The organism is Variovorax sp. LjRoot130 (genome assembly GCF_964253755.1).
In the GTDB taxonomy this organism is placed as follows: Bacteria; Pseudomonadota; Gammaproteobacteria; order Burkholderiales; family Burkholderiaceae_C; genus Variovorax.
Genome location: NZ_CAXURM020000001.1, coordinates 2,346,698 through 2,359,665 on the forward strand (window position 1 = coordinate 2,346,698; position 12,968 = coordinate 2,359,665).

At 67.3% G+C, this 12,968-nt stretch carries 14 protein-coding genes; 5 read left to right on the top strand and 9 right to left on the bottom strand.

Translation table 11 applies throughout. The features are described 5' to 3' along the window. Positions 1-30 precede the first annotated feature (30 nt). The gene (locus ACSQ86_RS11785; RefSeq protein WP_093109113.1) at positions 31-984 is read right to left on the bottom strand and encodes a LysR family transcriptional regulator; all 954 of its coding nucleotides are present in this window, start codon (positions 982-984) and stop codon (positions 31-33) included. A 143-nt stretch (positions 985-1,127) separates the two neighbouring features. Between ACSQ86_RS11785 and ACSQ86_RS11790 the strand changes: the two genes are divergently transcribed. The 4 genes from ACSQ86_RS11790 to ACSQ86_RS11805 are packed head-to-tail and all read left to right on the top strand — an operon-like array spanning position 1,128 to position 3,813. Continuing rightward, positions 1,128-1,829 carry a pirin family protein gene (locus ACSQ86_RS11790; RefSeq protein WP_436303767.1) on the top strand — a complete coding sequence of 234 codons (702 nt, stop codon included), beginning with the start codon at positions 1,128-1,130 and terminating at the stop codon, positions 1,827-1,829. A 39-nt stretch (positions 1,830-1,868) separates the two neighbouring features. Then, positions 1,869-2,312 (top strand): DoxX family protein, encoded by a 444-nt coding sequence (locus tag ACSQ86_RS11795; RefSeq protein WP_093109115.1) that lies wholly within the window; start codon positions 1,869-1,871, stop codon positions 2,310-2,312. Between the two features lie 17 nt (positions 2,313-2,329). Continuing rightward, entirely contained in the window at positions 2,330-2,899 is a 570-nt protein-coding gene (locus ACSQ86_RS11800; protein ID WP_436292479.1) for a flavodoxin family protein, read from the top strand. Next, positions 2,896-3,813 carry a pirin family protein gene (locus tag ACSQ86_RS11805; protein ID WP_436303768.1) on the top strand — a complete coding sequence of 306 codons (918 nt, stop codon included), beginning with the start codon at positions 2,896-2,898 and terminating at the stop codon, positions 3,811-3,813. Before ACSQ86_RS11800 ends, ACSQ86_RS11805 begins: the two co-directional genes overlap by 4 nt. Here ACSQ86_RS11805 and ACSQ86_RS11810 read toward each other — a convergent pair. After that, positions 3,810-4,595 (bottom strand): sulfurtransferase, encoded by a 786-nt coding sequence (locus ACSQ86_RS11810; protein WP_436303769.1) that lies wholly within the window; start codon positions 4,593-4,595, stop codon positions 3,810-3,812. The genes ACSQ86_RS11805 and ACSQ86_RS11810 overlap by 4 nt on opposite strands. Before the next feature lie 63 nt (positions 4,596-4,658). On the opposite strand from ACSQ86_RS11810, the gene dnaE reads away from it, so the two are divergent. Continuing rightward, positions 4,659-8,159 carry a DNA polymerase III subunit alpha gene (gene dnaE, locus ACSQ86_RS11815; protein ID WP_436303770.1) on the top strand — a complete coding sequence of 1,167 codons (3,501 nt, stop codon included), beginning with the start codon at positions 4,659-4,661 and terminating at the stop codon, positions 8,157-8,159. A gap of 9 nt (positions 8,160-8,168) precedes the next feature. Here the strand turns inward: dnaE and tolA are convergent, their stop codons facing one another. From tolA to ribH, 7 genes are read right to left on the bottom strand one after another with little or no spacing between them, the layout of a single operon-like run. After that, positions 8,169-9,119, bottom strand: a complete 951-nt coding sequence (gene tolA, locus ACSQ86_RS11820) for a cell envelope integrity protein TolA (RefSeq protein WP_093109256.1) — start codon at positions 9,117-9,119, stop codon at positions 8,169-8,171. 20 nt (positions 9,120-9,139) lie between these two features. Continuing rightward, the gene (locus tag ACSQ86_RS11825; RefSeq protein ID WP_093109120.1) at positions 9,140-9,577 is read right to left on the bottom strand and encodes an ExbD/TolR family protein; all 438 of its coding nucleotides are present in this window, start codon (positions 9,575-9,577) and stop codon (positions 9,140-9,142) included. Between the two features lie 16 nt (positions 9,578-9,593). Beyond that, the gene (gene tolQ, locus ACSQ86_RS11830; protein ID WP_093109121.1) at positions 9,594-10,307 is read right to left on the bottom strand and encodes a protein TolQ; all 714 of its coding nucleotides are present in this window, start codon (positions 10,305-10,307) and stop codon (positions 9,594-9,596) included. After that, a complete protein-coding gene (gene ybgC / locus ACSQ86_RS11835; protein ID WP_093109122.1) occupies positions 10,304-10,768 on the bottom strand; it encodes a tol-pal system-associated acyl-CoA thioesterase in 465 nt (154 codons plus the stop codon). Before ybgC ends, tolQ begins: the two co-directional genes overlap by 4 nt. Then, positions 10,765-11,964, bottom strand: coding sequence for a pyridoxal phosphate-dependent aminotransferase (locus ACSQ86_RS11840; RefSeq protein WP_436303771.1), 1,200 nt, complete (start codon positions 11,962-11,964; stop codon positions 10,765-10,767). The genes ybgC and ACSQ86_RS11840 overlap by 4 nt, the downstream gene beginning before the upstream one ends. Continuing rightward, the gene (gene nusB / locus ACSQ86_RS11845; RefSeq protein ID WP_436303772.1) at positions 11,961-12,494 is read right to left on the bottom strand and encodes a transcription antitermination factor NusB; all 534 of its coding nucleotides are present in this window, start codon (positions 12,492-12,494) and stop codon (positions 11,961-11,963) included. The genes ACSQ86_RS11840 and nusB overlap by 4 nt, the downstream gene beginning before the upstream one ends. Further along, positions 12,491-12,955, bottom strand: coding sequence for a 6,7-dimethyl-8-ribityllumazine synthase (gene ribH, locus ACSQ86_RS11850; RefSeq protein WP_436303773.1), 465 nt, complete (start codon positions 12,953-12,955; stop codon positions 12,491-12,493). The genes nusB and ribH overlap by 4 nt, the downstream gene beginning before the upstream one ends. Between the last annotated feature and the right edge of the window lie 13 nt (positions 12,956-12,968).

Below are 12,968 nucleotides of genomic sequence, written 5' to 3' on the forward strand. Positions count from 1 at the left end.
TCAAGGGAGACTCTAACCGCCTCGACACACTCACCGGCCGCGATGCCTTTCAAGGAGCGCCCGGCGCGTCCCTTCGTGCTCGAACTGTTCGAGCCACCATTTGAGCGCGCGTCCCGGCTTGCCGGCGGTGCGCTCGCGCCATGCGCAATGCATGGTGCCGATCGGCGCCACGCGTTCGGTCTTGCGCTCGACCAGGTGGCCGGCCTCGATGTAGGGCCGCGCCATCGGCTCGGGCAGGAAGCCGCCGCCCAGGCCGTGGAGCTGCGCGGCCAGCTTGGCCTGCATGGTGGGCACGGTGAGCACATCCTGGCCGCCGACGAGATTGACCGTCATGCTCGGGCCGGCGCGCGAGGAGTCGGCCGCGGCCACGGCGCGGTGCTGGCGCAGCACGTTGTCGGAGAGGGGGGCGTCGATCCGCGCCAGCGGATGGTGCGGTGCCACCGCATAAACGAAATGCAACTGGCCCAGCGGCCGGCTGCGGATGCCGGTGGCGCCGAAGGCGAGGCTCGAGGCATCGAGCACGGCGCCGACGGCGAGATCGGCCTCGCCGCTGGACAGTGCCTCGATGGTGCCCAGCAGCGTTTCGTCGCGCAGCTTGAGCCGGGTCGGCGGGTCGAGCGCGAAGAAGGCGGTGGCCAGGTCCAGCATCGGATCGCGCGCGATCACGCTGTCGACCGCGATCGTGAGCATCGGCTCCCAGCCGGTCGCGACGCGCTTGACGCGGTTGGCCACCGCGTCGATTTCGCCGAGCAGCCACGAGGCCTCACGCAGCAATTCGGTGCCGGCTTCGGTCAGCCGTGCCTGGCGCGCGCTGCGGTCGAACAGCAGCACGTCGAGGGCGTCCTCGATCTGGCGCACGCGGTAGCTGAGGGCGCTGGGCACGAGGTCCAGCGTGCGCGCGGCCGCGGCAAAGCTGCCGGTGCTCACCACCGTCTGCAGCATCGCGAGCGCATCGGGCGTCAGGACATCACGGGCGCTGGGCATAGATCGTTCAAAAAAATTGAATGATGCCATCAAAAGCCGGCGCTTTCGAGGGCGGGGCCGCGACCTAAAGTTCTGGGCATCCGCTGCGCATGCGGCGCGGCATTCGAAGGCCCCAAGCCATCTGGCGGGGCAGGAGTTCAAAGATGCTTCAAGTTCGCAAGTCCCAGGAACGCGGTTATGCCGATCACGGCTGGCTGCGCTCGTTCCACAGCTTCTCCTTTGCCGGCTACTACGATCCGGCCCACATGGGTTATGGCAATCTGCGCGTGATCAACGAAGACCGCGTCGCCGCGGGCGCCGGCTTCGGCACCCACGGCCACAAGGACATGGAAATCATCAGCTACGTTCTGTCGGGCGAGCTCGCGCACAAGGACAGCATGGGCAACGTCGAATCGATCCCGCCGGGCGACGTGCAGCGCATGAGCGCCGGCCGCGGCGTGATGCACAGCGAGTTCAACCACAAGGCCGACGAGACCACGCACTTCCTGCAGATCTGGATCGAGCCCAACGTGCGCGGCATCGCGCCCGGCTACGAGCAGAAGAGTTTCTCGGATGCCGAGAAGCGCGGACAGCTGCGCCTGGTGGCTTCGCCCGACGGGGCCGAGGGCTCGGTGCTGGTGCATGCCGATGCGCGCATGTATGCCGGCCTGCTCGACGGCAACGAGCAAGCCAGCCTCGCGCTCGACCCGAAGCGCAAGAGCTACGTGCACCTGGTGCGCGGGGAGCTCGAGGTCAACGGCACGAAACTGGCTACTGGCGATGCGGCCCTGATCAAGGACGAATCGCACCTCACGCTCGGCGCCGGCAAGAATGCCGAAGTGCTGGTGTTCGACCTCGCGGCCTGAAGCTGCGTTATTTTTTCATCAACCCAGGAGTACTTTCCAATGGCATCCACCACCACCGCATCCGGCTACGCCGCCCCCGCCGGCGCGAGCGCTTCGCAAGACACGCTCGCGCTCATCGGGCGCATCCTGATCGCGGCGCTCTTCATACCTGCCGGTTTCGGCAAGATCGGCGGCTTCGCCGGCGTCGTCGGCTACATCAGCGCGGTCGGCCTGCCGCTGCCGCAGCTCGGCGCGGCGATCGCGATCATCGTGGAGCTCGGCCTCGGCCTGCTGCTCCTGGTCGGCTACAAGACGCGCATCGTGTCCATCGTGCTGGCCGTGTTCACCGTCGCCACCGCGGTGCTCTTCCACAACTACTGGGGCATGCCCGCCGACAAGGCCTATGTGAATCAGCTGATGTTCTTCAAGAACATCGCGATCGCAGGCGGCCTGTTGGCCATCGCAGCCTTCGGCGCCGGCCGCTTCAGCATCGACAAGCGCTGAGCAGCCATACTTCCCGCATGACCAACATCGTCGTTGTTTTTCATTCGGGTTACGGCCACACGCAGCGCATTGCGCAGGCGGTGGCCGATGGCGCAGGCGCCCACCTGCTCGCGATCGACGCCGACGGCAAGCTCCCGGCCGGCGGCTGGGAGATGCTGGCGGCCGCGGACGCGATCATCATGGGTTCGCCCACCTACATGGGCAGCGTGAGCTGGCAGTTCAAGAAGTTCGCCGATGCCTCCTCGAAGGTCTGGTACGTCCAGGGTTGGCGCAACAAGCTTTTCGCGGGCTTCACCAACAGCGCCGCCATGAACGGCGACAAGGACGCGACGCTGACCTACCTGTGGCACCTCGCCAGCCAGCACGGCGGCCTGTGGGTCAGCCTCGGCCTCATGCCGAGCAACGACCGTGCCGCGAAGCGCGATTCGATCAATTACGTCGGCGGCTACAACGGCCTGCTGACCACTTCGCCGACCGATGCCAGTCCGGCCGAGATGGCGAAGGGCGACCTCGAGACGGCCTATGCATTCGGCGAACGCGTGGCCGAAGTGGCAAGATCTCGATCGCCCCACGGAGAACCACGATGACCGAACCGCTGCTGCAGCTTCGACCGCATGAAAAGGACCTGGGCGGAGGCTTCAAGGTCCGGCGGCTGCTGCCGGCGGCGAAGCGGCGATCGGTCGGGCCCTTCGTATTCTTCGATCACTTCGGCCCGGCGATCGAGGAGCCGGGCAACGAGCACGACGTGCGGCCGCATCCGCATATCGGCCTGGCCACCGTGACCTATCTTTTCGAGGGCGCGATGACGCATCGCGACAGCCTCGGCGTGGTGCAGGAGATCCGCCCCGGCGCGATCAACTGGATGACGGCGGGGCGCGGCATCGTGCACTCGGAGCGCAAGCCCGAGCATCTGCTCGATGCGAGTTATGTCAACCATGGTTTGCAGCTCTGGGCCGCGCTGCCGCAGGCCCATGAGGAAGTCGAGCCCAGCTTTTCCCACACGGCGGCTGAGCAGATCCCGGCACTCGAAGTGCAGGGCGTGGCCGTGCGGGTTCTGGTGGGTGAAGCCTTCGGCGTGCGTTCGCCGGTGAAGACCTTTTCCAAGACGCTCTATCTCGACCTGCCATTGCCGGCCGGCGCGCGTTTCGAACTGCCGGCCTTGGCGCAGGAGATGGCTGTCTACGCGGTTGATGGCGAGATTCAGCTCGATGGCGAGCCCGTGGCGCGGCACACGATGGCCATGCTGCCGGAGGGCGAGGGCGGCATCTTCGAGACACGCGATGCCGTTCGCATCGTGGTCATCGGCGGCGAGCCGCTCGACGGCCCGCGCTTCATTACCTGGAACTTCGTCTCCAGCCGGCGCGAGCGCGTCCTCGAAGCCGGCGCCGACTGGTCCGCGCAGCGCATGGGCCATGTGCCCGGCGAGACCGAATTCATTCCACTGCCGGGACATCCGTTCCAGGTGCAGACGCCGGCCGATACCGGTACGGCGCCGGTCTAGCGCTTGATCGCGATGTCCGGGTCCTCGGCGGCCCGGGCGCTGGCGCCGCTCGCGCGCGCACTCAGGTCCGGCGCCAAAGTCTCTCGGCCATCGAACACGAAGCACTCGCCGTGGTAGTGCGCGCCGCCGACCTGCTCGAAGTACTTGAGGATGCCGCCTTCGAGCTGAAGCACGTCGGCCACGCCTTCCTCGCGCATCAGGATCGCGGCCTTCTCGCAGCGGATGCCGCCGGTGCAGAAGCTCACCACCGTCTTGCCGGCCAGGTCTTCGCGGTACTTCTTCAGCGCCTTCGGGAAATCGGTGAACTTGCCGATGCGCCAGTCGATGGCGCCGTCGAAGCTGCCGTGGTCGACCTCGAAGGCGTTGCGCGTGTCGAGCAGCGCGATCGGCTTGCCCGCGTCGTCGTGCCCCTGGTCGAGCCAGCGCTTGAGGGTGGGCGCATCGACGCCCGGCGCGCGGCCCGCGGCGGGCTGGATGGCCGGATGGTCCATGCGGATGATCTCGCGCTTCAGCTTGACCAGCATGCGGCGGAAGGGCTGGGCTTCGGACCAGCTTTCCTTCGCTTCCAGATCGGCGAAACGCGGGTCGGCACGCAGGCCCCGGAGGAAGTCATGCGCGGCATCTTTCTCGCCCGCGATGAACAGGTTGATGCCCTCGGGCGCGAGCAGGATGGTGCCCTTGAGCGCCAGCGCGTGGGTGGTGGCGCGCAGCGCGTCGCGCAGCAGCTCGCCGTCGTCGATGGCCACGAACTTGTAGGCCGCGATATTCAAAATCTCTTGCACGGAGCGCGATTGTAGGGAGAGCCAAACCACATGGTGGGGGTGCTGCTTTCTACAATGCGCACCATGTTCGTTCACCTGCGCCTGCACACCGAGTTTTCCGTCGTCGACGGCACCAACCGAATCGACGAAGTCGTCAAGGCCGCCGCGGCCGACCGGCAGCCGGCGTTGGCGATCACCGATCTCAACAACCTCTTCGGCGCGGTCAAGTTCTACAAGGAAGCGCGCGGCAAGGGTGTCAAGCCGGTGCTGGGCGCCGAGGTGTTCCTCGAAGGCCTGGGCGCGGAGATCGGCGCGCTCACGCGCATCGTGCTGCTGGTGCAGAACATGGAAGGCTATCTGCACCTGTCCGAACTGCTGGCGCGCGCCTGGACGCAGAACGTGGGCCGCGGCCAGGCCCAGGCGGTCTGCAAGCTGGCCTGGATCGAGGAGTTGCAGGGCGGGTTGATCGCGCTCTCGGGCGCGCAGGCCGGCCCGCTCGGCGCGCCGCTGCTGCAGGGCCAGGCCGAGCGCGCGGCCGAGATCGCGCTGCAGTTGGCGGGGCTTTTTCCGCATCGCTTCTACATCGAACTGCAGCGCGCCGGCCGCCCCGAGGACGAGCCGCATGTGTTGGCCGCGGTGCAGCTGGCCGCAAGGCTCGGGCTGCCGGTGGTGGCAACGCACCCGGTGCAGTTCGCCACCGCCGAGGACTTCGAAGCGCACGAGGCGCGCGTCTGCATCTCGGAAGGCGAGATCCTCGGCAACCCGCGCCGCGTGCGCAAGTTCACGCAGGAGCAGTATTTCAAGTCCGCCGCCGAGATGGAAGCGCTCTTCGCCGACGTGCCGAGCGCGATCGCCAACACGGTCGAGATCGCCAAGCGCTGCAACCTCACGCTCGTGCTCGGCAAGCCGCAGCTGCCGAACTTCCCGACGCCCAACGGCATGCCGATCGAGGAGTACTTCCGCGTCGCCTCCTTCGAAGGTCTGGAGGGGCGTCTCGCGCACCTCTACCCCGACGCCGCCAAGCGCGATGCCGAGCGCCCGCGCTACGTCGAACGCCTCGAGTTCGAGATCAACACCATCCTGAAGATGGGTTTCCCGGGCTACTTCCTGATCGTGGGCGACTTCATCAACTGGGCCAAGAAGAACGGTTGCCCGGTCGGACCCGGCCGGGGCTCGGGCGCGGGCTCGCTGGTGGCCTATGCGCTGAAGATCACCGACCTCGATCCGCTCGAATACAAGCTGCTGTTCGAACGCTTCCTGAACCCCGAGCGCGTCTCGATGCCCGACTTCGACATCGACTTCTGCCAGGGCAACCGCGACCGCGTGATCGACTACGTGAAGGACAAGTACGGCCGCGACGCGGTGAGCCAGATCGCGACCTTCGGCACCATGGCCGCACGCGCCGCGATCCGCGACGTGGGCCGCGTGCTCGACATGAGCTACATGTTCTGCGACGGCATCAGCAAGCTGATCCCGAACAAGCCGGGGCAGCCGGTCACGATCCAGTACCCGCCTTCGCCCAAGCCCGAGGGCGACAAGAACAACTACGCGATCGAGATGGAGCCGCAGCTCGCGGCCCGCATCGAGAAGGAAGAAGAAGTCCGCATGCTGGTCGAGCTGGCGCAGAAGCTCGAAGGCATGACGCGCAACATCGGCATGCATGCGGGCGGCGTGCTGATCGCGCCGGGCAAGCTCACCGACTTCTGCCCGCTCTACCAGCAGCCGGGCAGCGACTCGGCCGTGAGCCAGTACGACAAGGACGACGTCGAAGCCATCGGCCTGGTGAAGTTCGACTTCTTGGGCTTGGCCACGCTCACCATCCTCGAGATCGCGAAGGAGTTCATCGTCCAGCGCCACAAGGGTCAGGAGAACTTCGCCTACGAGAACATCCGGCTCGACGACGCGCCGACCTACCGGCTCTTCGCCGAGGGCAAGACCGAGGCCGTGTTCCAGTTCGAATCGCGCGGCATGCAGGGCATGCTGAAGGACGCGCGGCCGACGCGGCTCGAAGACCTGATCGCGCTCAACGCGCTGTACCGTCCGGGCCCGATGGACCTGATCCCCAGCTTCGTCGCACGCAAGCACGGCCGCGAGACGGTGGAGTATCCGCATCCGCTGGTCGAAGAGATGCTCTCGGAGACCTACGGGATCATGGTCTACCAGGAACAGGTGATGCAGACCGCGCAGATCCTGGGCGGCTACTCGCTCGGCGGCGCCGACCTGCTGCGCCGCGCGATGGGCAAGAAGAAGGCCGAGGAGATGGCCGAGCACCGCGAGATCTTCCGCAAGGGCGCGGCGGTGAACGGCATCGACCAGCAGAAGGCTGACGAGATCTTCGACCTGATGGAGAAGTTCGCGGGCTACGGCTTCAACAAGTCGCACGCGGCCGCCTATTCGCTCCTGGCCTATCACACCGGCTGGCTCAAGGTCCACTACACGGCCGAGTTCTTCTGCGCCAACATGACGGTGGAAATGGACGACACCGACAAGCTCAAGGTGTTGTTCGAAGATGCGCAGAAGCACTTCGGCATGACCTTCGAGCCGCCGGACGTGAACCGCGGCAACTACCGCTTCGAGCCGGTCACCGACAAGGTCATTCGCTACGGGCTCGGCGCGGTCAAGGGCACGGGGCAATTGGCGGTCGAGGCGGTGGTCAAGGCGCGGGAAGAGGGCGGCCCCTTCAAGAGCCTGTTCGACTTCTGCGTGCGCGTGGACCGCCAGCGCATCAACAAGCGCACCGTCGAGGCGCTGATCAAGGCAGGTGCCTTCGATTCGCTGCAGCAGAACCGGGCCTCGCTGATCGCCTCGGTCGACCGCGCCTTCGAATTCGCGAGCGCGACCGAGGCCAACGCCTCGCAGGTCGATATCTTCGGCGACTGCGAGCACGGCTCTGCGACGCAGGAGCCCGAGCTCATCGACGCCACGCCCTGGGGCGTGAAGGAACGCCTGACCTACGAGAAGACGGCCATCGGCTTCTACCTGTCGGGCCACCTGTTCGACGAAGTGGCGCACGAGGTGCGGCGCTTCTGCAAGCGCGAGATCGACGACCTGATCGACAGCCGCGAGCAACAGGTGATCGCCGGCATCGTGAGCGACTTCCGCGTCATCAACGGCCAGCGCGGCCGGCTGGCGATCTTCAAGCTGGACGACAAGTCGGGCGCCATCGACGCGACCGCCGACGAGGCGCTCTTCAACGCCAACCGCAACGTGCTGAAGGACGACGAACTGGTGATCGTGAGCGGCCGCCTGCAGCCGGGCCGCGGCGGCTTCGAGGCGCGCTTCCAGGTGCAGCAGGTGTGGGACCTGGCCGCAGCGCGCTGCCGCTTCGGCAAGTTCCTGCGCGTCGCGGTCAACGGGAAGGCGCCGGACATCGCGCGGCTGGTGCGCGACTTTCCGCCGCGCACCGAACAGAGCGAGCACGGCGAGCTGCTGCAGGGCTTGGCGGTGCGGCTGTCGATGGCGCGCGGCGGCGCGCAGGTCGAGCTGCAGCTGGGCGAGCGCGCGAAGTTCTTCCCGACCGACGCCGCGCTCGCGAGCTGGACGGCGCAGGCCGATGCGGGCCGCGCGGCGGTGGTCTACGAGTAGCGGGCGCTTTCAGCGCTGCTTTGGTTGAAGCACCACTGTCAGCGAAGGGAAGATGCGGCCATCTACGTCGCGCGGTACCTTTTCCGTTCTACGCAGCCCGCGCTCTGCGGCATCGTCCCAACTCGCCAAACCGCTCGATTTGCGTAGCTTGACACCCACGATCGTGCCATCGGGCGCCAAGTTGACGTCGAATTCCGCGGTCGGATTGCCGCTCACGAGATCGGCATCGGGGTAGACGATGTTGGGGCGCACAGCTGCCGCGATCCGAGCTCCGTAGCCGCCCGAAGGGCCGGAGGCCTTCAGCGCAGCCCCTTTCGAGTTGTCGTCACCGCTGGCGCCCGCCAGACCCTGCATGCGCTTGAGCGTGGCTGCACGGTCGGCCGCGGCCTGCGCAGCCGCCTTCGCATCGGCTTCCTTCTTCTTCGCGGCTTCGGCTTCCTGCTTCTTCTTCGCCTCGGCCAACTTCTGCTGCTGTTCCTTCTTGCGCTCGGCTTCGTCCTCGGCGCGCTCCCGGGCTTCCTGTTCCTTCTTCTCCTGCGCCGCTTTCTTCGCGGCTTCGAGCTTCTTCTGTTGCTGCTGCTCCAGCTCGCGCTCCTTCTGCTCCTTCAGCTTCTTCTCGCGTTCGAGCGCGATGTCGGGCGCACGCGGCGCCGGCGCGGGTTCGGGTGCTCGCGCCTGCGGGGGAGGTGGCGGCGGAGGGGGTGGTGCCGGCGTCGGTGCAGGCGCCGGAGTGGGTGGCGTCGGAACCGGCGGCGCAGTGAGGCGCGGCGCGGCCTGCTGCACGGTCGACGACCAGAGCTCGGCCTCGATCGCGGCGTCCTCCGCTTCGCGGCGCCAGCTCACGCCCCAGGTCAGCGCGATGATGAGCAGCCCATGCGCCAGCAGCGCCAGCAGCACGGCACGCGGCGTGCCGCGTTGCGGCGGCGGCGCGAACTCCGGGCGATCGGCGCCGAGCGACATCAGCGAAGAGGCCAAGGCCATCACTTGGCGCCCGTGGTCGTGACCGAAAGGCCGACGCGCTCGACGCCGCTCCTCTTGAGCGCGTTCATCGCCTTGACCACCGTCTCGTACTTGACCGACTTGTCGGCGCTGATGACCACCGGCCGCTGGTCGTCGCCGCCCTGCGCGGTCTTGGCCGCCGTGCCGATCTGCGTCATGGGGATCGAGGTGGCGCCGCTGCCGGTGGACGGGTCCTTCTTGATCTGGACCTCGTCGTCGCTCTTGATGACGATCTCGATCGGCTTGTCGGGCTGCTTGTTGGCGCGATCCACCGTGGGCAGGTTGATCACGCTCGGCGTGATCAGCGGCGCCGTGACCATGAAGATGATCAGGAGCACCAGCATCACGTCGATGAACGGGACCATGTTGATCTCGTTGATCGTTCGGCGGCCGCGGCCGCGGGAGGACATTGCTGGCATGGCGTGGTGCTCCGCTTCAGCGGCCGGTCGCCGGCGTCACCGATGCCGGGTTGACGTGGGCCGTCAGGTTGCGCTGCAGGATGTTCGAGAACTCTTCGATGAAGGTCTCGAGCGCGATCGCGATCTTGTCGATCTCGCGGGCGAAGCGGTTGTAGGCCACCACGGCCGGAATGGCGGCGAAGAGGCCGATGGCGGTGGCGACCAGCGCTTCTGCGATGCCGGGAGCGACGGTGGAGAGCGTCACCTGCGCCAGCGCTGCGAGGCCGGTGAAGGCATGCATGATCCCCCACACCGTGCCGAACAGGCCGACATAGGGCGAGACCGAACCGACGGTGGCGAGGAAGGACAGGTTCTGCTCCACCGCATCGAGCTCGCGCTGGAAGCTCGCGCGCATCGCGCGGCGTGCGCCGTCGAGCAGCGTGCCGGCGTCGGAGACATGGCGCTCGCGCAGCTTCTGGTACTCGCGCATGCCGGAAGCGAAGATACGTTCCATCGGGCCGGCGAACTTGGCGTTCTGCGCAGCCGAGGAGAACAGTTCGTTCAAGCTAGTGCCGGACCAGAACTCGCGTTCGAAGTCGTCGTTGAGCGCGCGCGTGCGCTTGAGAGAGAAGAACTTGCGGAAGATGGCCGCCCAGCTGGCGACGGATACCACGAGCAGCAAGGCCACGACAAACTGCACCGGAAGGCTGGCATGGAGCAGGAGGGAAAGGATCGACAGGTCTTGATTCATGGCTTCTGAGGTTGAGACATGGAGCCGGCATGGCGCCCGAGGGTTCCCGAAACTTGGGGTGGGATGCGCGCGGGCCGCAGCGTGGCCGCGTCGACCCAGCCGATGCGGATCGTGCCTTCGCAAAGGACCGCAGTATCGGGCGCCGGGCCGGTGGCCGGACCGTGCTCTGAATTTGATAGCACGCGCTGGCCGATTATCAGGGACGCGGAGCCCATCTGACGCAGCTCGGCTGTAACCAGCAGTTCGTCGTCGAGCCGCGCCGGGCGGTGGTACTTGAGCTGCGTCTCGCTGACTACGAAGATGCCGCCGGTCTCTTCGCGCAGCCGGCCTTGCGCGATGCCGAGCGAGCGCAGCCACTCGGTGCGGGCACGCTCCATGTACTTGAGGTAGTTAGCATAGAAGACGATGCCGCCGGCATCGGTGTCTTCCCAGTAGACGCGGATCGGAAATGCGAAGCTCATGCAGCGACGGTGGCGCCGGCCCAGGCGCGCAGGCGCTCCACCGATTCCTCGAGATGCGCCATCGAGCTGGCCGTCGAGAAGCGCACGAAGCGGGCGGTTTCGGCCGAGCCGAAGTCGCGGCCCGGCGTGATCGCGAGATGGGCTTTCTTCATCGCTTCGAAGGCGAAGTCCCAGCTGTTCGAGATGCCGAGCTTCTCGCCGAAGGCAGAACAGTCGGCCCAGGCATAGAAGGCGCCGTCGGGCACCACCGGCACCTTGAGGCCCAGCGCGTCGAGCTGCGGAATGAACCAGTCGCGCCGGGCCCTGAACTCGGCGCGGCGGCGCTCGTACTCGGCGATGCTCTCGGGCTCGAAGCAGGCGAGCGCCGCATACTGCGAGACGGTGCTCGCGCAGATGAAAAGGTTCTGCGCCAGCCGCTCGACCACCGGCACCAGCGCATCGGGCACCACCAGCCAGCCGAGGCGCCAGCCGGTCATGTTGAAGTACTTGCTGAAGCTGTTGATGCTGATGACCTGGTCGTCGATCGCGAGCGCGGTGTGGCCGAAGGCGTCGTCGTAGGACAGGCCAAGGTAGATCTCGTCGATCAGCGTGATGCCGCCGCGCTTCGACACCACCTCGTGGATGCGGCGCAGCTCGTCGGGCGCGATCGAGGTGCCGGTCGGGTTGGAGGGCGATGCGAGCAGCACGCCGCGCGTGCGTTCGGTCCAGGCGTCTTCGACCTTGGCGGCGCTGAGCTGGAAGCGCTCGGCGGCCGTGGTCGGCACCAGCACGGCACGGCCGTCGGCCGCGCTCACGAAGTGGCGGTTGCAGGGATAGCTGGGGTCGGGCAGCAGCATCTCGTCGCCGGCCTCAATCAGCGCCAGGCAGGCCAGCTGCAGCGCGGCCGATGCACCGGCCGTGACGACGATGCGGCGCGCCGGCACGTCGGCGCCGAAGCGTTCGCGGTACCAGCCGCTGATGCGCTCGCGCAGGTGGTCGAGGCCGATCGCATGCGTGTACCGCGTCGCGCCCGCGCGCACGGCGCGTGCGGCGGCTTCTTGCACCAGCGGCGGCGCGGTGAAGTCGGGCTCGCCGATGTTGAGGAAGATCATCGGCCGATCGGTGTGCGCGACTTCGCGCGCCAGCGCGGAGGCCGCCTTGGCGACTTCCATCACGTAGAAGGGCTCGATGCGCTCGGCGCGCTTCGAAATTCTCATGGCCGTGCCTTGCCCGTCGCTCGATCGGCTTCGACCTCGGCCGGGCGCAGTTGCGGCGCGAGGCCGTTGAGCACCGCGTTCACGTACTTGTGGCCGTCGGTGCCGCCGAACTCCTTGGCGAGCTCGATGCATTCGTTCAGCACCACACGCCAGGGCACGTCGAGGCAGTGCTGGAATTCGTAGACGCCGATCCACATCACGGCGTGCTCGACCGGCGAGATCTCTTCGAGCTTGCGGTCGAGCAGCGGCACGATCAGCGCATCGAGCTCGCCCGCGGCCGCGATCGAGCCGTGCAGCAGCGCGTCGTAGTGCGCCGCGTCGGCCTTGTGGAAGCCGGCCAGGTCGCGCGTGAACTGGTCGATGGACGCGGCGTCGTTGCGTCCCACCAGGTGCTGGTAGAGCGCCTGCAGCGCGAACTCGCGCGCGCGGCTGCGGGTCGACTTGGCGGAGGCCTTGCGTGCGCCCGTGCTGGTCAGCCCCGTGCGGGATTGGCGCGGCTTGTCGCTGGCGGTCTTGTTGTCTTCGGTCATGAAAGGGTGGCGAGCAGCTGCGCCATCTCGACGGCCACGCGCGCCGCATCGCGGCCCTTGTCGGTCTGCCGCGCGATGGCCTGTTCGAGGTTTTCGGTGGTGAGGATCGCGTTGGCGACCGGAATGCGGTAGTCGAGCGCGATGCGGCTCACGCTCGCGCCCGATTCGTTGGCCACCAGCTCGAAGTGGTAGGTCTCGCCGCGGATGATGCAGCCCAGCGCGATCAGCGCCTGGTAGCGGTTGCGCTCGGCCAGGGCCTGCAGCGCGACCGGCACCTCGAGCGCGCCCGGCACGCTGACATGGTCGATGTCGGCGTCGGCGACGCCGAGCACTCGGAGCTCGCCCAGGCAGGCCTCGGCCAGGGCGTTGGTGATGTCTTCGTTGAAGCGCGCCTGCACGATGCCGATGCGCAGGCCCTTGCCGTCGAGCGTGACATCGCTGCCCTTGTTCGCGTGCTGCATTAGGCTTCCCGCC

Coding starts and splice junctions, on each gene's coding strand:
- ACSQ86_RS11840 (WP_436303771.1), bottom strand. CDS start 11,964: ATGAGAATTTCGAAGCGCGCCGAGCGCATCGAGCCCTTCTACGTGATG.
- ACSQ86_RS11800 (WP_436292479.1), top strand. CDS start 2,330: ATGACCAACATCGTCGTTGTTTTTCATTCGGGTTACGGCCACACGCAG.
- ACSQ86_RS11805 (WP_436303768.1), top strand. CDS start 2,896: ATGACCGAACCGCTGCTGCAGCTTCGACCGCATGAAAAGGACCTGGGC.
- ACSQ86_RS11795 (WP_093109115.1), top strand. CDS start 1,869: ATGGCATCCACCACCACCGCATCCGGCTACGCCGCCCCCGCCGGCGCG.
- ribH (WP_436303773.1), bottom strand. CDS start 12,955: ATGCAGCACGCGAACAAGGGCAGCGATGTCACGCTCGACGGCAAGGGC.
- ACSQ86_RS11785 (WP_093109113.1), bottom strand. CDS start 984: ATGCCCAGCGCCCGTGATGTCCTGACGCCCGATGCGCTCGCGATGCTG.
- tolA (WP_093109256.1), bottom strand. CDS start 9,119: ATGTCGCTCGGCGCCGATCGCCCGGAGTTCGCGCCGCCGCCGCAACGC.
- ACSQ86_RS11825 (WP_093109120.1), bottom strand. CDS start 9,577: ATGCCAGCAATGTCCTCCCGCGGCCGCGGCCGCCGAACGATCAACGAG.
- dnaE (WP_436303770.1), top strand. CDS start 4,659: ATGTTCGTTCACCTGCGCCTGCACACCGAGTTTTCCGTCGTCGACGGC.
- ACSQ86_RS11790 (WP_436303767.1), top strand. CDS start 1,128: ATGCTTCAAGTTCGCAAGTCCCAGGAACGCGGTTATGCCGATCACGGC.
- tolQ (WP_093109121.1), bottom strand. CDS start 10,307: ATGAATCAAGACCTGTCGATCCTTTCCCTCCTGCTCCATGCCAGCCTT.
- nusB (WP_436303772.1), bottom strand. CDS start 12,494: ATGACCGAAGACAACAAGACCGCCAGCGACAAGCCGCGCCAATCCCGC.
- ybgC (WP_093109122.1), bottom strand. CDS start 10,768: ATGAGCTTCGCATTTCCGATCCGCGTCTACTGGGAAGACACCGATGCC.